General features: G+C 41.7%; 23 protein-coding genes. 14 read left to right on the top strand and 9 right to left on the bottom strand.

Translation table 11 applies throughout. The features are described from left to right. Positions 1 to 111 precede the first annotated feature (111 nt). The 8 genes from uglF (at position 112) to MKX38_RS18460 (ending at position 6,587) form a co-directional block, all read left to right on the top strand. Positions 112 to 1,434 carry a UDP-glucose 6-dehydrogenase UglF gene (uglF, locus tag MKX38_RS18495; protein WP_120363537.1) on the top strand — a complete coding sequence of 441 codons (1,323 nt, stop codon included), beginning with the start codon at positions 112 to 114 and terminating at the stop codon, positions 1,432 to 1,434. Between the two features lie 199 nt (positions 1,435 to 1,633). Continuing rightward, complete coding sequence (locus tag MKX38_RS18490; protein ID WP_339187990.1) at positions 1,634 to 2,419, top strand: YwqG family protein; 786 nt, start codon at positions 1,634 to 1,636, stop codon at positions 2,417 to 2,419. 49 nt (positions 2,420 to 2,468) lie between these two features. Next, positions 2,469 to 2,594, top strand: coding sequence for a hypothetical protein (locus MKX38_RS18485; RefSeq protein WP_128992287.1), 126 nt, complete (start codon positions 2,469 to 2,471; stop codon positions 2,592 to 2,594). Between the two features lie 216 nt (positions 2,595 to 2,810). Next, positions 2,811 to 3,233, top strand: a complete 423-nt coding sequence (locus tag MKX38_RS18480) for a DUF5082 family protein (RefSeq protein WP_010332155.1) — start codon at positions 2,811 to 2,813, stop codon at positions 3,231 to 3,233. Positions 3,234 to 3,242: 9 nt separating this feature from the next. Continuing rightward, positions 3,243 to 3,503: a YwqI/YxiC family protein gene (locus tag MKX38_RS18475; RefSeq protein ID WP_003227825.1), complete on the top strand. Its 261-nt coding sequence runs from the start codon at positions 3,243 to 3,245 to the stop codon at positions 3,501 to 3,503. 18 nt (positions 3,504 to 3,521) lie between these two features. Then, positions 3,522 to 5,387: a T7SS effector LXG polymorphic toxin gene (locus MKX38_RS18470; RefSeq protein WP_029318740.1), complete on the top strand. Its 1,866-nt coding sequence runs from the start codon at positions 3,522 to 3,524 to the stop codon at positions 5,385 to 5,387. Positions 5,388 to 5,399: 12 nt separating this feature from the next. Then, a complete protein-coding gene (locus tag MKX38_RS18465; protein ID WP_014481129.1) occupies positions 5,400 to 5,753 on the top strand; it encodes a hypothetical protein in 354 nt (117 codons plus the stop codon). A gap of 120 nt (positions 5,754 to 5,873) precedes the next feature. Then, entirely contained in the window at positions 5,874 to 6,587 is a 714-nt protein-coding gene (locus MKX38_RS18460; RefSeq protein ID WP_015251060.1) for an endonuclease V, read from the top strand. Between the two features lie 86 nt (positions 6,588 to 6,673). On the opposite strand, the gene MKX38_RS18455 is transcribed toward MKX38_RS18460, so the two are convergent. Then, a complete protein-coding gene (locus tag MKX38_RS18455) occupies positions 6,674 to 7,555 on the bottom strand; it encodes a LysR family transcriptional regulator (protein WP_339187986.1) in 882 nt (293 codons plus the stop codon). 122 nt (positions 7,556 to 7,677) lie between these two features. Here MKX38_RS18455 and MKX38_RS18450 point away from each other — a divergent pair, with 122 nt between their 5' ends. Next, positions 7,678 to 8,223 (top strand): flavodoxin family protein, encoded by a 546-nt coding sequence (locus tag MKX38_RS18450; protein ID WP_064911633.1) that lies wholly within the window; start codon positions 7,678 to 7,680, stop codon positions 8,221 to 8,223. After that, entirely contained in the window at positions 8,220 to 8,441 is a 222-nt protein-coding gene (locus MKX38_RS18445) for a hypothetical protein (protein WP_032722655.1), read from the top strand. The genes MKX38_RS18450 and MKX38_RS18445 overlap by 4 nt, the downstream gene beginning before the upstream one ends. A 26-nt stretch (positions 8,442 to 8,467) precedes the next feature. Here the strand turns inward: MKX38_RS18445 and chrA are convergent, their stop codons facing one another. The 3 genes from chrA to chrS are packed head-to-tail and all read right to left on the bottom strand — an operon-like array spanning position 8,468 to position 10,084. Continuing rightward, positions 8,468 to 9,004 (bottom strand): chromate resistance efflux protein ChrA, encoded by a 537-nt coding sequence (gene chrA, locus MKX38_RS18440; RefSeq protein WP_014665634.1) that lies wholly within the window; start codon positions 9,002 to 9,004, stop codon positions 8,468 to 8,470. Further along, positions 9,001 to 9,594 carry a chromate efflux transporter subunit ChrB gene (chrB, locus tag MKX38_RS18435; protein ID WP_015251064.1) on the bottom strand — a complete coding sequence of 198 codons (594 nt, stop codon included), beginning with the start codon at positions 9,592 to 9,594 and terminating at the stop codon, positions 9,001 to 9,003. The genes chrA and chrB overlap by 4 nt, the downstream gene beginning before the upstream one ends. A 13-nt stretch (positions 9,595 to 9,607) precedes the next feature. After that, positions 9,608 to 10,084, bottom strand: a complete 477-nt coding sequence (gene chrS / locus MKX38_RS18430) for a chromate efflux transcriptional regulator ChrS (RefSeq protein ID WP_014478181.1) — start codon at positions 10,082 to 10,084, stop codon at positions 9,608 to 9,610. A gap of 213 nt (positions 10,085 to 10,297) precedes the next feature. On the opposite strand from chrS, the gene ggt reads away from it, so the two are divergent. Continuing rightward, positions 10,298 to 11,875, top strand: coding sequence for a gamma-glutamyltransferase (gene ggt, locus MKX38_RS18425; RefSeq protein ID WP_339187982.1), 1,578 nt, complete (start codon positions 10,298 to 10,300; stop codon positions 11,873 to 11,875). Positions 11,876 to 11,879: 4 nt separating this feature from the next. On the opposite strand, the gene MKX38_RS18420 is transcribed toward ggt, so the two are convergent. The 3 genes from MKX38_RS18420 to cotG form a co-directional block, all read right to left on the bottom strand. Then, positions 11,880 to 12,215: a DUF4181 domain-containing protein gene (locus tag MKX38_RS18420; RefSeq protein ID WP_014481121.1), complete on the bottom strand. Its 336-nt coding sequence runs from the start codon at positions 12,213 to 12,215 to the stop codon at positions 11,880 to 11,882. Between the two features lie 176 nt (positions 12,216 to 12,391). Then, a complete protein-coding gene (locus MKX38_RS18415; RefSeq protein ID WP_003227852.1) occupies positions 12,392 to 13,009 on the bottom strand; it encodes a flavin reductase family protein in 618 nt (205 codons plus the stop codon). Positions 13,010 to 13,182: 173 nt separating this feature from the next. After that, a complete protein-coding gene (gene cotG, locus MKX38_RS18410) occupies positions 13,183 to 13,770 on the bottom strand; it encodes a spore coat protein CotG (RefSeq protein ID WP_072692783.1) in 588 nt (195 codons plus the stop codon). Positions 13,771 to 13,910: 140 nt separating this feature from the next. Between cotG and cotH the strand changes: the two genes are divergently transcribed. The 3 genes from cotH (at position 13,911) to MKX38_RS18395 (ending at position 16,982) form a co-directional block, all read left to right on the top strand. Further along, positions 13,911 to 14,999: a spore coat protein CotH gene (gene cotH, locus MKX38_RS18405; RefSeq protein ID WP_015251067.1), complete on the top strand. Its 1,089-nt coding sequence runs from the start codon at positions 13,911 to 13,913 to the stop codon at positions 14,997 to 14,999. Positions 15,000 to 15,126: 127 nt separating this feature from the next. Then, positions 15,127 to 16,245, top strand: a complete 1,119-nt coding sequence (cotB, locus tag MKX38_RS18400; protein WP_339187979.1) for a spore coat protein CotB — start codon at positions 15,127 to 15,129, stop codon at positions 16,243 to 16,245. Between the two features lie 59 nt (positions 16,246 to 16,304). Beyond that, the gene (locus tag MKX38_RS18395; RefSeq protein WP_339187976.1) at positions 16,305 to 16,982 is read left to right on the top strand and encodes a DUF2642 domain-containing protein; all 678 of its coding nucleotides are present in this window, start codon (positions 16,305 to 16,307) and stop codon (positions 16,980 to 16,982) included. Positions 16,983 to 17,038: 56 nt separating this feature from the next. On the opposite strand, the gene MKX38_RS18390 is transcribed toward MKX38_RS18395, so the two are convergent. Together MKX38_RS18390 and alsR are read right to left on the bottom strand one after the other, a co-directional pair. Then, positions 17,039 to 18,367, bottom strand: coding sequence for an arsenic transporter (locus MKX38_RS18390; RefSeq protein WP_010886626.1), 1,329 nt, complete (start codon positions 18,365 to 18,367; stop codon positions 17,039 to 17,041). A gap of 210 nt (positions 18,368 to 18,577) precedes the next feature. Next, positions 18,578 to 19,486 carry an acetoin biosynthesis transcriptional regulator AlsR gene (gene alsR, locus MKX38_RS18385; protein WP_003227859.1) on the bottom strand — a complete coding sequence of 303 codons (909 nt, stop codon included), beginning with the start codon at positions 19,484 to 19,486 and terminating at the stop codon, positions 18,578 to 18,580. Positions 19,487 to 19,536: the final 50 nt, after the last annotated feature.

The following is a 19,536-nucleotide window of genomic DNA, read 5'->3' as shown; positions in this document are numbered from 1 at the left end:
ACAGGCTGTACCCGACAGGCTATGCGGGAGATCATTCGCATTCATGATAGGATGTTCTCATACGATATTATGGAAGCTGCAAAGCAGCAATTTAACTGTTGGAGGGAAACAATGAATATAACAGTCATCGGAACAGGCTATGTCGGTCTTGTGACAGGTGTTTCTCTTTCTGAGATTGGACATCATGTAACCTGCATTGATATTGACGCTCACAAGATTGATGAAATGAGAAAGGGCATTTCCCCCATATTTGAACCAGGTCTTGAAGAGCTGATGAGAAAAAATACAGCTGATGGACGGCTGAACTTTGAAACGAGCTATGAGAAAGGCTTGGCACAGGCAGATATCATTTTTATAGCGGTCGGCACACCGCAGAAAAGCGACGGGCACGCCAATCTGGAGCAAATTACAGATGCGGCCAAACGCATCGCAAAGCATGTCAAACGAGATACAGTCGTGGTAACGAAAAGCACAGTGCCCGTTGGGACAAACGATTTGATTAATGGACTGATCACTGAACATCTAGCGGAGCCTGTCAGTATTTCGGTTGCATCCAATCCGGAATTTTTGCGTGAGGGGTCGGCGATCTATGATACCTTTCATGGTGACAGGATCGTGATCGGGACGGCCGATGAGAAAACAGCAAATACGCTGGAGGAGCTCTTCCGTCCGTTTCAAATCCCGATATACCAAACGGATATCAGAAGCGCCGAGATGATCAAATATGCCTCAAATGCTTTTCTGGCCACTAAGATCAGTTTTATAAACGAAATTTCGAATATATGTGAAAAGGTCGGCGCCGATATTGAAGCAGTCGCATACGGGATGGGACAGGATAAGCGGATCGGGAGCCAGTTTTTAAAAGCGGGCATAGGCTACGGCGGCTCTTGTTTTCCAAAGGACACAAACGCCCTCGTGCAAATTGCCGGCAATGTCGAGCATGATTTTGAACTGCTGAAATCGGTTATCAAAGTCAACAACAATCAGCAGGCGATGCTGGTTGATAAAGCGCTGAACAGGCTCGGCGGGGTGACGGGAAAAACGATTGCCCTTTTAGGCCTGTCATTTAAACCGAATACGGACGATATGAGGGAAGCGCCGTCAATTGTTATTGCGGACCGTCTCGCTGCGCTCGACGCCCGTATCAGAGCCTACGATCCCATTGCAGTTAGCCATGCAAAGCATGTTCTCCCGCAAGCTGTTGAATATAAAGAGACGATCGAGGAAGCTGTCAAAGGGTCTGACGCCGTCATGATTTTAACCGACTGGGCTGACATTAAACAATTCCCGTTAGCGGCTTATCAGGATTTGATGGAAACGCCGCTCATTTTTGACGGCAGAAACTGCTACACATTGGATGAGGCTGCGGCTGCAGGAGTGGAGTATTATTCTGTCGGACGGAAGGCGGTTGTGCCGTCAGGTGCAATTCAATAGATGAAAAAGAAAGGCTGGTTGCGCACCAGTCTTTTTTTCATCTATTGCGGGGTGCTGAATACATTTGCTACTATTTAACTATTGTTTGGAAAATTATGCAGAAGTAGGGCTTCTTTAAACAATCGTTTGAAAAACATTAGAAGAAACGAAGAAAACCAGAAAATAAAACCTTGGAGATGCCGGAAAAGGAGAGAATCTGATGAATCATCTGCCCGAAAAAATGAGACCGTACCGCGAATTGCTGGAGAAATCAGCGAAAGAATACGTGAAATTGAATGTCCGAAAAGGGAAAACAGGACGATATGACAGCAAAATTGCCGGTGATCCCTATTTCCCCAAGCATGAAACATACCCGACTGATGAAAATGGACAGCCGATGAAGCTTCTGTCACAGATTAATTTCTCGCACATTCCCCAGCTTGACGGCTACCCTTCTTCAGGTATCCTGCAGTTCTACATTTCTGTTCATGATGACGTCTATGGATTAAATTTTGACGATCGATGTGAACAAAAGAATTTCAGAGTGATCTATTTTGAAAATATCATAGAAAACGAAGACGAGCTTGTTTCTGATTTTTCATTTATCGGCACAGGCGAATGTGATTTTCCGATTTTATCAGAAGCGGCAGTCGAGCCTGTGAAATCTTCGGAATGGGTGCTGCCTACAGATTTTCAATTTGAGCAGTATACGGGCATGGAAACAATGGAGTTCTTTGGTCAGTTCGGCGAGGATGAAGAAGACATTTATAATGAACTGGCTGAAAACGGATTTGGCCATAATATCGGCGGATACGCTTCTTTTACCCAGCATGATCCACGGGAATACGCATATAAAGAACACACCATCATGCTTTTACAAATTGATTCAGACGATGATATCGATTCAATGTGGGGAGACGTCGGCATCGCCAATTTTTTCATAACACCTGACGATCTAAGGAAAAAAGACTTTTCAAACGTTCTGTACAACTGGGACTGCAGCTAATACAAGCTTTTGATCCAAAGGGTCAGAAGCGGGGAATAATAGAAGCCAAATGACAAAATCAGACGTGGCCGACCAGATGAAGAACATAAACATGAACAATAAGCTCAGCGCCGAAAGAGGCAGATCAACCACATCTGCCTCTTTCAAGTGCCTTTATAACTATGACATTAGGTGATTTCATTTTATAAAACGCTTTTATTAGCTGTATAACGAACAAAAACAAGATCAAATACCTACATTTCAAGAGCGTTATATGCCTAAATTAAGCCATTTACCCTATTTAAGCCGCCTTCTGGCTATTTTAAAATATAATATATGGAAATAAAGTATGGAAAAGTCTATCTTCATCAGCCCCTCCATACGACTTTTTGAGTATTAAGAGGTGATTCAGATGGGTTATGAAAGTATGCTAGCGGATATCAAAAGTTCGCTCAACGGAAAAATTTCCGACGTGGAAGACAAGATCGAAAAGCTGAAAAAAGCAAAAAAGGACATAGACACGCTGCAAGAAGAGGCAATCACTGAAATCAAAGAAATTGTAAAACCGGAATTGGGCAAGCATTGGACGGGAACAAAAGCCGATGATTTCGACAAGGGAAGAGAAGAGGCGAAATCGGAAGCATCCAAGATTGTGAATGATAAATATAACGAGTATATGGCTTCGATTCAAAGCAAAATATTCTGGCTTGAGACAGAGAAATTTGAGCTGAATTTGACAAAAAGTGCAGCGAATGCCGCAGGCGACCTTCTTGCTAAAGGAGAAGATTTCGTAGAAGAAGCAGGAAGACAAATTAGTAAACTAAAATGGTGGTGATCTTTTTTTATGTCAGAAATTAAGCTGAAGTACGACACAGTCATCAAAACATTGGATTCTGTCAAAGATGCGCTTGCTGACGTATCAATCGGCGCCGCGGGGTCCAATGGAAAAAATAAACTCGATTATACGAAAAAATATCATGAGCGTGAGGAGAACATCAAAACCATGCTCGGAGATTACAAAAAAGCGGTACAGAAAAATATCGAGGATACAAAGGATAACGTAGATTCACTTAAAGAGCAGGACGAGGCGATAGCGGTAAAATAGAACAGAAAGGGCAGTGCGATGAGTAAAGTATTTGAATCAAAATCTTTAATCGAAGAAGCGAAGAGCAGAAAAAAGCAATATGAGACGCTTGAAGAGCAGCTGAATACGCTGAAAAAAGCGTTTCAGGGAGTTGCAGATTTAGGCGATAATTTTAAAGGAAAAGGCGCGGACAATATTAAAGATTTCTTTCAGGGACAGGCGGAAATCGTCGACAGCTGGCTGACGCTTGTCTCTGCTCAAATTGCATTTTTAAACGGCATTTCAGGCGATATTAAAGATCAAGAACTGAATGATTCATATGTGGAAACTTCATTTTTGGATCATGAGCTGCCCAATGGAGACCTGAAAGCCTCAGAGATAGTCTCCGCTCATAAAGAAGAAATCGATTCTATTTTGTCAGGCATCAGCGATATTATTGACCTCGACATGTACACGCTTGACGAGTATGCAGATAAGATGGGCGATGCCCAAAAAGTCAGACGTGACACGATCACAGCTGTCGATAAGCTTGATGAATCCCTGACCACTGAATATCAAAATTTAGAATCTCTGGACAACGCAGTGCTCACCAAATATTCTGTTCTCATGCAGGCCACCAGCAATGGGAAGAGCGCATCCCCTATGTACTATGACAAAAAAGCCTTCCACAGCAATGAAGTCTACAAAAGCGTCATTGAAGTAGAAAATCAAGGAACAACCTATATTGATGCAAAAGCCCAGCAAGCAGAAGCAAGACGTCTCCAGGAAAAAGCCGAGGAAGAAGCAAACAAACCATGGTACGAAAAAACATGGGATGGAGTTTGCAACTTTACTGGAGAAGTCACTGGCTATTATGATTATAAAAGAGCAACTGAAGGCATTGACCCGGTTACCGGAGAAAAACTCTCCACCGCAGAACGTGTGACAGCAGGAGCTATGGCCGCAGCCGGATTTATACCAGTCGTCGGCTGGGCAGGCCGCGCCTTCAAAGGCGGAAAAGCCATCTACAAAACTGGAAAAGCTGCTATCGCGGCTGAACACGCTTTAGATGCCTACAAAACAGGCAAATCCTTAGACATTCTCAAAATGACAGAAATGGGCGCATACGGCCTTGTTGCGTCAAACGGATTCTCAGAAGCCGTCACGGGACGGGATATGTTTGGAAACAAAGTGTCTGAGGAGAAGCGGAAGCAAGGGGCGCTCGAAGCGGCATTGAGCTTGGTTGGAGCCGGTGCATTGGCGAAACATATTGATAAAGGCATCCCGCTTGCAACCCATTCAAAAGTCCAAAAAGCAAACAAAACACTAGAGAAAGTAAAACAATTCAAAGTCCCAACAAACGTCCGCGTGTACGCAGAACGCCCAGTAACTCCGGAGGGCTTCACATTCGGAATCCCGACAGTACGTGTAGATGTGGAAAAGACGGCTGTTAAGGATCTTGGGATTGTGAAGATGGTTAGTGATGGCGGTCGTAAGGGAAGCTCTCATAGTCCTAACATTTCTAAAAATCACGATAAAGTAGCGCACGATGGATATTATGGTCGTAAAGAATTTAGAACGATGCTTAATAATGCTTCGTTTACTCCGCATGGCCATAAACATGTTAAAGCTAAAACACCTGAAGAAGCAAAACGTTTTAGTATGACAGGTAAAAAAGCTGCTCAGTACTTACCAGATGTGAATAACAAAGCTTTAGAAAAAGAGGCACTTCTAAAAGGTCATATTATTGATAATGGAAATAACAACTATTATTTCATTTATGATGCAGGAAAAACAGTCGGTTATGATCTAGGTACACCAACAAGCTGGATTAGAGCGGAGTTTTCTGGTGGTGAATATCATGGTCATCCGATTGCTGGAAGTCGATTAGATAAGTATTTAAAACAACTTGGTATTGATAAGTAATAGGAGGCTTTTATGAGAAAGATAAAAAAAATGCCAGAAATAAGTTTACAACCCTTAAGAATTCCAAAAGGATGGACCATAAATCAAAACAGTTTTAGAGAAATTGATCCGAAAAACCTAGCACCAGACGATGAAAAATGGTTGTTTTTTTCACAAGATTTAATGCAATTAACATACTCTCGTAAAAATTACTTACTTGATTTAGGTTGGTATCCAGATGCGGATGCTAATGGATTTTATCAACTAGTTATGATGCAAAATGAGGATTGGGATCAACCCATATATGAATTTCAGACAAATAGCCATATTGAAATAGTTAAAAATATAGAATTTATATTAAACAAAGTTACGAATAATGAAATGTAGTTAAACATTTAATTAGAACTATTAATAAAGTTTGCAGAACCTGGAGTTGTAAGTTTTCAAAGTAAAAATGAATACAAAGAAAAACAGACACTAGTTAACAGGAGGTAGGATTGATTTTAGATGCATGTTAAACAAATACATTCTTTCAACCTAAACAGAGAAGAATTTGTAAAAACACAACAATCCCTTATCCATAAAATCAACCTATCCACCTCCATCAACCTAGACTCCATCAACACCTGCGCAGGCGTCGATCTCGCCTATTGGGAGCAGAACGGAGAACCATACGGAGTGTGCAGTATTATCGTGATTGACGCTGATACAAAAGAAGTCATTGAAAAAGTGCACAGCATGGGGAGAATCAGCGTGCCGTATGTTTCCGGTTTTCTTGCGTTTCGCGAGCTGCCTTTGATCATCGAGGCGGCGAAAAAGCTGGAGACGGAGCCGGATGTCTTCTTGTTTGATGGCAACGGATATCTGCATTACAATCATATGGGCGTTGCCACCCATGCGGCTTTTTTTCTGGGCAAGCCGACGATTGGGATTGCGAAAACCTATCTCAAAATCAAAGGCTATGATTTCGTGATGCCTGAAAATGAAGTCGGTGCATACACCGATATTCTCATTGACGGCGAGGTATATGGCCGGGCGCTGCGAACGCGGGGGGACGTGAAGCCTATTTTCTTGTCTTGCGGTAATTATATTGATTTAGACAGCAGCTATCAGATCACGATGAGCTTGATCAATCAAGAAAGCAGATTGCCAATCCCTGTCCGCCTAGCTGACCTTGAAACGCATGTTTTGCGAACGTTTTATCAGAAAAATCACATGTAACACTTGGGGCTCTAAGTCATCAAGTGTTTTTTTGTATGTGTGTGCTTTCCTGGTCTCAAAAACCTTGTCGTCCTTGTGGAGAGGTTTTATTTGAATGTTTTCCGTGTCAAATCGATAAAAGCCTTTAATGGCGCAGACATCCATTTGTCCTTATGCCATGCTAATTGAGTGAAAACGGGGCAATCGCTCTGCCAATTGAGTTCTTTCATCCGGCCTGCTGCAATATCATCTTTTACTGTCATTTCAGGCAAGATTCCAATCCCAAGTCCGGCTATCACGCATTGTTTGATGGCTTCTATGCTGACGAATTCCAATTTGTTAGGATAGACACCGGAGTCATGCAAATTGTTCTCAAAGAGCGTGCGGTACGAGCAGCCGTCCTCTGTCAGCAGAAGAGTTTCGTTTTGAAGATCCTTCAATGTTACTGGTAAATCCGCAGGAAAAGGTTGGTCATTAGCAGCCACCATTTTGATCTCATCCTGAATCAAAGATTCAACGTGCAGTGCGTCTTCCATCCGGTTTACATCCAAGATGAAGGTGATATCAAGCTGGCCCTGTAAGAGCTGTTCTTTCGCTTGTTCATTGGAGATATATGGTTTGAATATGAGCTTTACTTGGGGAAAAGCCTGTTTAAATTCTTTTATGATAGGCGGCAGGCGGTATGTGCACTGGCTTTCCGTCGCCCCGATTTTTAAGGTTCCGGTTGTTTCTCTTACTTGATTTGCGGCCATTTTCGCTTCTTCTGTTAACGCAATGATCTTCTGTGCATAAGATTTGAACGTTTTTCCTGCTTCTGTCAAGATAAGCCGCTTGCCGAGCCGTTCAAATAAAGGCGTCCCAATTTCTTCTTCAAGTGATTTGATCTGAGAGGTAACGCTTGATTGTGCATAATTAAGCATTTTGGCGGTTAGGGTGAAGTTTACATGTTCTGCCGCCGTAATAAAGGTGATCAGCTGCTTCAATTCCACTTGTTCTCTTCCTTTCTAAATCGGTTTTAGCGATTGGATTAATCGAAATAATCATCTGTATTGATTGATGAATCCATTATAAGATGAAGAAAATCATTCGTAAACAAAGGAGCAGATGCATCATGAAAATTGCGGTTATTAACGGCGGAACTCGGTCTGGCGGAAATACGGATGTTCTTGCGGAGAAGGCTGTTCAAGGATTCGATACGGAGCACATTTATTTGCAGAAATATCGAATTCAGCCAATTGAAGATCTGCGTCACGCCCAAGGCGGCTTTCGTCCTGTTCAAGATGACTACGATTCTATCATTGAACGGATATTGCAGTGCCATATTCTTGTATTCGCCACCCCAATTTATTGGTTTGGCATGTCAGGGACATTAAAGCTGTTTATTGATCGCTGGTCACAGACGTTGAGAGATCCGAGATTTCCTGATTTTAAACAGCAAATGTCAGTGAAACAGGCATATGTAATAGCAGTGGGCGGAGACAATCCAAAAATAAAAGGGCTGCCGCTGATTCAGCAATTCGAACATATTTTTCATTTTATGGGAATGTCCTTTAAAGGCTATGTGCTGGGAGAAGGCAATCGTCCAGGCGATATTCTTCGTGATCATCAGGCGCTGTCCGCTGCGGGCCGCTTACTGAAAAGAAGCGATGCGATATGAAGTTTTTGCTGTCGGTCATTGCTGGCTTGCTGATTCTTGCACTCTATTTATTTTGGAAGGTCCAGCCTCCTGTTTGGATACAAGTTGAAACCAATTCGTCCGAGTTGAAGCAATCTGTGAGAATGGCAGGAACCACGCTGCAAGTCAAGCACATCATCAAGAGTGACGCAGGAGAAGAAACAGCTGTCATATCAAACGGCATTTCTGGGCCAAAATAAAAAAGCACCTGTCCAGGTGCTTTTTTCTATAAATGAGGGATCACAAGGCCCCCATATAAAAACGCCGCGATAATCAAAAATGCCGGATGCATTTTGAATTTTGTCATGGCAAGGAGCGAAATTCCCGCAATCACGATCGATTGGATCCAGCCGATCGCTTTGATGCCGTCTGCGCCGATTTGCCAGGTAAGAATGAGCATCATGACCGCGATGACAGGCTGGACGGACAGCGTCATGCCTTTGATGACAGGTGATTGGCGGAAGCGCTGGATGATGCGCAGCAGGACGATCAATGCGAGCGCCGACGGTACGACGGTTGCGATCAGGGCAATCAGGAAGCCGGGCCACCCGCCTGCGCTGTAGCCGACATACGCAGCGATTTTCGTGGCGATCGGGCCCGGCAATGCGTTCGCAAGTGCGAGCATATTTGAGAATTGATCGTTTGAGAGCCAGCTGTATCTGTTTACGACTTCTTCAAACATTAGCGGGATAGACGCAGGTCCGCCGCCATATCCCAGTAGGTTTGCGATAAAAAACGCCATAAATAAATAGATCGATATCATGAGGCTGACATTCCTTTATCTTTTGAATGTTTATTTGTGATTTTGTCTTTCAGTTTAAAATGAAACGCCCCGTACGCTAAGAAAATGATAATGACAAGGCCGGGATTAATCTGTAAAGTTTGCAGGCCGATAAAAGCGATGATAAAAAACAGGATGCCGGTGACCCAGCCGAAACCTTTAAGCGCTTTTTGGCCAAACTCGTACGCCATGATTCCGAGCATGACCGCAATTACCGGCGTGACGGCACCAATCATACCTGCAACAATTGCTGAATGGCTTAACACATTTACAGCCGCAAACAAGCCCACCATCGCAAGACATGTAGGCAGAATGTGGGCGAGAGTCGCCACAACTGCACCTAATGTGCCTTTTAGCTTAAAGCCCAGATAAGCAGCCATTTTGGTGGCAATCGGTCCGGGAAGCGCATTAGCGATTGCTAATATTTCTCCGAATTCATCATCGTCAATCCATTTATATTTATTGACCGCTTCATGGCGGATCAGCGGAATCACGGAAGGTCCGCCGCCGAACCCTAATATGCCGGTGCGAACCATTGCGGCCGTCATATCCCGATAAGGATGGTTTTTCATTCGTTTCTCTCCTTTACAGCTTCATTCCCATACGGCTTTTGTATCGTTTGATCAGCATCTGGCAATCAACACTGACGACGCCTCGCAATGGATACAGCCGTTTTGTTAAGAATTCTTCCATTTCTTGATCGTTGGCAAAGATCCCATGCATATGCAGCTTGCTCGGGCCTGTCATGTGATAAAGGCTGGTGACCGCAGGCTCTTCCTCAAGCTTAAGAGCGACCTCTTCTAAAAATTGCGGTTCTACCTCGACATTGAAAAACACGGAAACATGAATGCCGATTTTAGCGGGATTGATGACAGCGGTGAATTTTTCAATAACACCGGCTTCAATTAATTGGTTGATACGGGCCTGGACGGCGACCCGTGACAAATCGACTCTTTTGCCAAGATCCGTATAAGAAATTCTGCCTTCTTCATGCAAAATCGTGAGAATTTGTTTATCAGTCTCATCAAGTACAAGGTTGGGGATTTGATATTCATGACTCAATTGCTCCACCTGCTTTCGTAGCCTTTTAGCAATCATTTTATCATAAAAGTTACGTATCGAAATAATGATTTTTTATTTGTTTTCGAAATGAATGCAAAAATATCTTGTTATTTGCGAAAAGTAGAAAGTTCGTCAGTTTTTCTGCCGGATCAGTAGATGTGAAAAATCAGGCTCCCTATACTGAAGAAAATTTCTTAAAAAAGGGGACTTGTGATGAACAAATCTGTCATCGGTACAAAGCAAATGATCGTCAGTCCGCATTACCTCGCTTCTCAAGCCGGAAACCGCATACTGGATAAGGGAGGCAACGCGTTTGACGCCGCTGTTGCGGTGAGTGCTTGTCTTGCGGTTGTGTACCCGCATATGACCGGACTTGGCGGGGATTCCTTTTGGCTAACCTTTCACCAGGAAACAAAGGCAGTAAAAGTCTACAATGGCAGCGGCCGTTCAGGAAAAAACGTAACGAGAGATGTATATAAGGGAAAAAGCGCGATTCCGCTGCGGGGAATTGACAGTGCCATTACCGTGCCGGGAATGGTTGATAGCTGGGATGCGGTCCTGAAGGAGTACGGGCGTCTGTCTCTTGCAGATGTATTGGAGCCCGCACGCGATTATGCCCAAAATGGGTTTCCTGTATCAGCTGATCAGTGTCGTCACACAGAAAAGAATATTGAACTGCTGGCTTCCACGCCTTACACGGCTGACATCTTCACGAGAAGGGGCAAAGCACCTATCCCGGGAGAGCGGTTTGTGCAAAAAGAGCTTGCAGACAGTCTGAACTTGATTGCTGAAAAAGGAAGAAGCGCATTTTATGAAGGAGATCTCGCTCAGCGAATTGTCTCACATTTACAGAATAACGGCAGTTACATGACAATCGATGATTTTAAAGCGCATCGGGGTGAGTGGGCAGAGCCTGTATCAAGTAATTATCGAGGGTACAGTGTGTATCAGGCGCCGCCGAATTCTCAGGGATTTACCGGTTTATTAACACTGAACATTTTGGAAAACTATGATTTCACCCAAATCGAGCACGGTTCATTTGAATATTATCATGTGCTTGTGGAAGCGCTGAAAAAGAGTTTTGTAGATCGGAATGCCTTTTTGACTGACCCTGCGTTTGCTGACATTCCGCTTGAAAGGCTTTTGGATAAAAATTATGCGAAACGATTGGCGGGAGAAATCGGCTATCTGGCAGAACCGGCAGAAAGCAGGCCGGTGGGAAGTGATACGGCATATGCGGCCGTAATTGATGCGGATGGCAACGCAGTGTCATTCATTCAAAGCCTGTACTTTGAATTTGGCTCGGCAGTCACTGCCGGTGATACAGGCATATTACTGCAAAACCGCGGATCATTTTTCTCACTGGATGAAAATCATGTCAACACGCTTGAACCGAGAAAGCGCACCTTCCATACGTTGATGCCGGCTATGGTCTGTAAAGGCGGAAAGCCAAAAATTCTGTACGGCACACAAGGCGGCGAAGGCCAGCCGCAGACTCAGACGGCCATCATTACCCGAATGCTGGACTACGAAATGCATCCACAACAGGCAATCAGCGAACCGCGCTGGGTATGGGGCAGAACGTGGGGAGAGGAATACGAAGGTCTCAGAGTCGAGGGCAGATTCACAGACAAAACAATCCAAAAACTGAAAGACAGCGGGCATCTCGTGGAGGTTGTCGGTGACTATGATCCGCTGATGGGACAAGCGGCTGCAATCAAAGTTGATGAAGAAGGCTTTCTCCAAGGCGGAGCCGATCCTCGGGGAGACGGAGCGGCTGTGGGGATTTAAATAACTATAGGGTACAAATATAAATCAAAAGCATAAACATAAGGGAGACCTCTACAATGTGGTACATATACTGTTTATCTTCAGGTCTATAATGCCACTCCATAAAAATACGTATTGAGTCAATCACAATAAAAAATAAAAGAAGCAAATATTCAACTGGAAAAAAGGAGAGTGAAAACACAAACAAAATAAGTAAAGTGATTTCGATCCATTTGTGTGTATTGCTGACATGCTTATATCGCCAGCCGGATTTATCAATACCGTATTTTTTCTTTATAAAAAATTGAGAGGCGAGACTGATGGTAATAGCGATCAGCATTAAAATCCAAAAGTTTGTCATTCCAATTCCTCCTAATCTATCTTTATACGAAGAAAAAGGAAAAACGTTTCATAAAAGAACACCCCGAGCTTACTCTGGGTGTTCTTTTTTTGATATTTTTTCATTTATTTACAGGCGATATTTTGTAATCATAAGGTCTTTTTGACTAGTTTCTTCTATTTAAATAGTCCTTCTCTTCAGCTGGGACGAATCAGTGTGAATTCTTCCCCCAGCTTGGCATAGTGATTTCCCGCCAATCGTGAGGCAGGCTTTAATTCATCCGTTAAAATATATCCCTTTTCTGCATCATACACCTTTTCATCTAGGTGGAAGCAGACAACTCTTCCGATGAGCAGATCTGCTGTAGTGATGCCTTGATCATTGTCAAAGGTAATATGCCGCTCTAATTTGCACTCAAAGCGAACGCGGGCTTCCTTAATGCCGGGAACTGAAACAGCTTTGCTTTCAACAGGATGAAGCGAGGTGCGTGTAAGCTCGCTTTCATCCGGCCTTAAGCTTGCAGCTGTTTCATTGATATCTTCAATGATGGCTTCATCACTGACATGAACGACAAATTCTCCGTTCTCCACTGCGTTTCGCGCTGTATCTTTTTGGCGTCCTTCCGTCCTGTTAACAGAAATACTGAGAAGCGGAGGATCTGAGCTGACGACGTTATAAAAACTGAAAGGCGCGGCATTGACCGCTCCTCCTGAAGAAAGTGTTGTCACAAATGCAATGGGGCGGGGAATAACGGTACCTGACAATAGCTTGTATGTGTCTTTGGCACTAAGCTGATCAGCTTGAAATATGTACATAGCAACAACCACCTTTATCGTTAGGATACCTTGATTATAACGAAATGGTTTAAAGGAAACCAAATGATGCGGGTTGCATATGTTATGTCATGACATATATCTAATACAGGGCAAATAAAAAAATAGGCTTCCGTACCTCCGCCGGCAGCCTATTGAAACAATGAAAACTTAGATTATTTGTATTTCTTTTTGACTACCCAGCAATTGCCGTCTTTCCAGTATTCTTTTTTGCTGTCATAATCATCGTGTCTTTTGTAGTCGTCGCAGTGGTGGTACGGTTTTTTGTAGTATTTCTTATGGGAACGATAAGATTTTTTGTGTGTGCGGCATGACTTTTTATAGCTGCGAGATTTTTTCTTGTGAGAACAGTATGACTTTTTGTAGCTGCGAGATTTTTTGTAAGAACGGCAAGATTTTTTATAGCTGCGAGATTTTTTGTAAGAACGGTAAGATTTTTTATAGCTGCGAGATTTTTTGTGAGAACGGTACGATTTTTTGTGGCTGCGAGATTTCTTGTGAGAGCAGTATGATTTTTTGTGGCTGCGAGATTTTTTGTGAGAACAGAATGATTTTTTGTGACTGCGAGATTTTTTGTGAGAGCAGTATGATTTTTTATGGCTGCGAGATTTTTTGTGAGTGCGGTGCGACTTTTTATGACTGCGTTTTTTTCCATGAGGCTCTTGGTATAAATAATCCTTTAAACCTTCTTTTTTTGCGGATTTCACCGCTTCTTCGATGTCAGAATGGGAATAGTGGCCCAATTTGAAATCCTCCTTTTAAAAATATGTTAAGGATGAAGATCCTTACTACCCTCATAGTACGCGCGGTTTTAAAAAGTGTATAAGTGTTCCGCTGAGATCTTATAAAAATAAAAGCCTAAAATTTGTAAGGAGGATTATGGATGAAGAATCAATCCAATTTACCGCTTTATCAGCTGTTTGTTCATCCAAAAGACTTGCGTGAATTAAAAAAGGATATATGGGACGATGATCCGGTGCCAGCTGTGATGAAGGTAAATCAAAAAAGGCTGGATATTGATATCGCTTATCGGGGATCACATATCAGAGACTTCAAAAAGAAGTCATACCATATTTCCTTTTATCAGCCGAAAACATTCCGCGGCGCGCGAGAGATTCACTTAAATGCGGAGTATAAAGACCCTTCCTTGATGAGAAACAAATTGTCTCTGGATTTTTTCTCGGAGCTAGGGACACTGTCTCCAAAGGCAGAGTTTGTGTTTGTAAAGATGAATGGGAAGAATGAAGGGGTTTATCTTGAACTTGAATCCGTAGATGAATATTATTTGGCGAAAAGGAAGCTGGCTGATGGCGCGATTTTTTATGCGGTGGATGATGATGCCAACTTTTCTCTGATGAGCGATTTAGAAAGGGAAACGAAAACATCGCTGGAGCTTGGATATGAAAAGAAAACAGGGACTGAGGAGGATGATTTTTATTTACAGGATATGATTTTTAAAATTAATACGGTCCCTAAAGCTCAGTTTAAGTCAGAAGTGACAAAACACGTGGATGTCGACAAGTATTTGCGCTGGCTTGCCGGTATTGTATTCACCTCGAACTATGACGGGTTTGTCCACAACTACGCATTATACAGAAGCGGGGAAACCGGATTATTTGAGGTGATTCCTTGGGATTATGATGCGACTTGGGGCAGGGATATCCATGGAGAGCGGATGGCTGCCGATTATGTAAGAATTCAAGGATTTAATACACTAACCGCCCGGATATTGGATGAATCCGAGTTTCGCAAGTCCTACAAGCGCCTGTTAGAAAAAACGCTCCAATCTCTTTTTACAATAGAATATATGGAACCGAAAATCATGGCGATGTATGAACGGATTAGGCCGTTTGTCCTCATGGACCCGTATAAAAAGAATGATATTGAGCGTTTTGACCGTGAGCCGGATGTGATCTGCGAGTATATTAAAAACCGTTCACAATACCTCAAAGATCATTTAAGTATTTTATGAATGCGTGAAAATGGGTATTCGCGGAAAAAGCGACAATTAGGCTATTGAATTAGTTCAACAAATAAATGTGACACGTATATATGCAGTATGTTTATCATCTATGTATAAGTGACTAGGAGGAATTTGAATGAGCAAGAGGAGAATGAAATATCATTCAAATAATGAAATATCGTATTATAACTTTTTGCACTCAATGAAAGATAAAATTGTTACTGTATATCGTGGAGGTCCGGAATCTAAAAAAGGAAAATTAACAGCTGTAAAATCAGATTATATAGCTTTACAAGCTGAAAAAAAAATAATTTATTATCAGTTGGAGCATGTGAAAAGTATTACTGAGGATACCAATAATAGCACCACGACAATTGAGACTGAGGAAATGCTCGATGCTGATGATTTTCATAGCTTAATCGGACATTTAATGAACCAATCAGTTCAATTTAACCAAGGGGGTCCGGAATCTAAAAAAGGAAGATTGGTCTGGCTGGGAGATGATTACGCTGCGTTAAACACTAATGAGGATGGGGTAGTATATTTTAATATCCATCACATCAAAAGTATAAGTAAACACGAGCCTGATTTGAAAATAGAAGAGCAGACGCCAGTTGGAGTTTTGGAAGCTGATGATTTAAGCGAGGTTTTTAAGAGTCTGACTCATAAATGGGTTTCAATTAATCGTGGAGGTCCGGAAGCCATTGAGGGTATCCTTGTAGATAATGCCGACGGCCATTATACTATAGTGAAAAATCAAGAGGTGCTTCGCATCTATCCTTTTCACATAAAAAGCATCAGCTTAGGCCCAAAAGGGTCGTACAAAAAAGAGGATCAAAAAAATGAACAAAGCCAGGAAGACAATAATGATAAGGACAGCAATTCGTTCATTTCTTCAAAATCATATAGCTCATCAAAATCATCTAAACGATCACTAAAATCTTCAGATGATCAATCATCCAAATCTGGTCGTTCGTCACGTTCAAAAAGTTCTTCAAAATCATCTAAACGATCACTAAAATCTTCGGATTATCAATCATCCAAATCTGGCCGTTCGTCACGTTCAAAAAGTTCTTCAAAATCATCTAAACGATCATTAAAATCTTCAGATTATCAATCATCAAAATCATCTAAACGATCACCAAGATCACCAGGTTATTCAAGTTCCTTCAAAAGTTCAGAAAAACAAAAGGATGATTATAGCTATGAAACGATTGTCAGAACGATAGACTATCACTGGAAACGTAAATTTTAATAGATAATGGAGGAGCATCAGATTAAGTGATGCCCTTTTTCAGTTAAAGGAGGAGAATCGTGAAAGGTTTGAATCAATTCCTTAACACAGATGTTGAGGTTGTCATTTCAGGAGATACAAGGTTTGTCGGCACCCTTATAGATATTGGACAGGATATTTTTGTTATTTTTGATGGCTGCAATTATCTTTATATTCCCTTGTTGCATCTTCATCAAATGAAAAAGGCGAAAATAGTGACCAGTACTGAGAAGCCATTTTTGATCAATCCGGAAGATCCAATGATAGAGGCAGAAACTCAAGCTTTTTCATATAGAAATACATTAAACAAGGTCAAAGGCCAGTTTATTGAAGTTTATGTAACTGGGGGTCGATCGATCCATGGATATGTTACAAATGTTTTAAACGATTATATTGTATTTTTCTCACCCGTATTTAAAATACTTTTTATATCTATGCATCATTTAAAATGGTTTACCCCTTATTCAACTGAACAAACACCGTATACTCTTGACAACTCACAATTGCCGGTCGTGCCTTCCAAAGTTCCTCTTGTGCGTAATTTTGAGGAGCAGATCAAAAAAAATATTGGTGAATTGGTCATATTTGATATGGGAGAGGTGCCAGAAAAAGTCGGACTATTAAAGGGTGTCTCTAATAATATCATTGAGCTTATTAACGCAAGTGGAGAGCCAGTCATTTGGAAGTTAAATCATCTAAAGACAATGCATCTTCCCTAGTGTATACAAAACTGCCCTCTTGAAAAGCAGAAGGCAGTTTTTCGTTTCATACTGTGCTAAAGAAATAACCAACTGATCCAAAAATATAAACATGTTAACGTAAAAAGAACAGTCAGCGGAATGATGATAATGGTCGTTTTTATATATTCGCCCCATGAAATACTTTCATCATGCTGTTTTAATATATGCATCCAAATAAGCGTTGCTAAGGTTCCCATAGGTAATAATAATGAACCGATATCACTGCCGATAATATTTGCCAAGTAGATGATTTTTGTTGTTGAAGGATTCAGGGTCATTTCAGTTAAGGTAAAAGTACTGATCATTAACGCTGGATGGTTGTTAAAGAGATTAGAAAAAACTGAAGTAGAGATACCTGATGCGAAAGTTGCATGGGCGAGGCTTCCAGAAACCACAGGTTCAAAATAACTCACAAGTAACTCTGTGAATCCAATATTATGCAGACCATAAATTAAGACATACATAGTAAAAGCGAATATAAAAATGTGCCAAGGCGATTTATATAACAAGTCTCTTGGGGAGGTTTTGAAATAAATCCATCTCCAGCTCAACAGGATAAAAGATCCGATGACAGCGACTAGAGGAACAGAAATACCGGTATATGATGCTGCAAATAGACTCATTCTGACGAGAAAAACAAATGCAAGCACAAACAACATGATTTTTGTTTGATTTCGTTCTGGTAAAGGAGCTGATGGCGAATGAAGAGGATGGTACCTTCTATGCCGCAGAGACTGAAAATGGCCCGGTATATCTGGCAGGCTTTTGGGAAGACGTTTATAAAAGAACATAAACAGTAGACAAGTCATAAAAATGAGTCCCATCATACTAGGGACAAACATCATGGCGGTGTGAAGATATAGATCCATTCCAATGATTTTGAGAGAAATTAAATTAACAATATTACTTACGCCAATCGGTGCGCTAGAGGCTGTGGCTATTAAAACACCGCTTAATAAATATGGGGCTTTTTGATGTTTTTTTAAACCTAAATATTTTAGTACAAGCAAAAGGATTGGAGTTGTGATCAAAATGCTCCCATCATTATTCAGGAAAATGGTCATGAGAAAGCAGAGCAAATTGGTTAGCCAAAAAAGCTTGATGCCTGAACCCTTGGATTGTTGGAGCAGTTTTGCAGCCACCCAATAAAAGAAACCAAAGCTTTCTAGTGCAATGGCCATAATCATAGTGGCAAGGATTGTAACCGATGCACCCGTGACTTTTGTTCCGATTTCCCCTAAGTCTGCCAATGACACACTTCCGCACAATAAAACCATTAAAGCGCCAAATGTGGCGGGGATAGCTTCATTTAGTCCTTTTGGTCTCCAGAAAATAAAAATCATTGTTACGAAAAAAGCGAGCAATGTGAATATGCCGGTGAACTCAATAATTTACTTCACCTCTCTATCTTTCATTTTTAAAATCAAACTAATGTCCTGCGCTTACTGATGTCCTTGCCAACTATTTGTACTGTATGTATACGTATACTGATATAAAGTTGTACTAAGCGATTATATTAAATTAATAAAAATTCCATAAGAATCCCAAAAGAAAAAAGAGATTGCAAGTATTGTTCATGTACCTGCATCACTCTCTTTAGTTCTTGTCTGCTGACAATTTGAAATATGAATAAAATGCTTTATAAGCGGATTATGATTGTCTTTGCGGTAAGCGATAACCCATTCTGCATTAAGCTGTATTTGGTCCATTTTTCGATAAGTAACATCCAAATTAAATAATTTTTTGGCTGAGGAAGGAACAAATGTCATACCAATTCCGGCACTGACTAAACCAATCACCATTTGATATTCTGTGGCTTCCTGGACAATGTTGGGTCTGAAGCCCGCTTGTTCACAGAACTGAATAAAATCCATGTATAGAGTAGGCCATGCTTCTTTAGCAACAGTAATAATTGGTTCATCTCTTAAATCCTCAATCGTAATTGATTCCTTAGAAGTCAATGGGTGTTGCTTAGGCAAAGCTAAAACACAAGGGCTGCTTTGGGCGGTTTCGATATGTAAAGCTGTATGCTGTAAGGGAGGATGAAGTATACCAATATCAATGTTGCCCTTTAGTAGCTCCTCCTGCTGCCTAGACGAGGATATTTCACGCAGTTCTATTTTCACAGATGGGAATTTTTTACGATATTCCCGGACAATCGGCGGCAGAAATTCATATGTAGCTGATCCGACAAAACCGATTACGAGAAGGCCTTGCTCGCCGCGGGCCGTCCGCTGTGCCAGTTCAATTCCTTGTCCGATTTGCATCAATGCCATGCGGCAATGATTTAAAAAGATTTCTCCTGCTGCGGTAAGCTCGACAAATCGTTTTGTCCTTTTCAGAAGCGTAACTCCGACTTCTTCCTCCAGCTGTTTGATCTGCTGGCTGAGAGGAGGCTGCGTCATGTTCAGCCGCCGGGCAGCCTTTCCGAAATGAAGCTCTTCGGCTACTGCGATAAAGTATTGAAGATGGCGAAGCTCCATTCAATATGCATTCCTTTCCATAGGTTAATAATTCGTATTACATATTAATC

It is taken from the genome of Bacillus sp. FSL M8-0025 (assembly GCF_037975475.1).
Lineage (GTDB): Bacteria > Bacillota > Bacilli > Bacillales > Bacillaceae > Bacillus > Bacillus subtilis.
The sequence above is the reverse complement of the archived record's forward strand: the minus strand, read 5'-3'. Positions and strand labels throughout refer to the sequence as shown.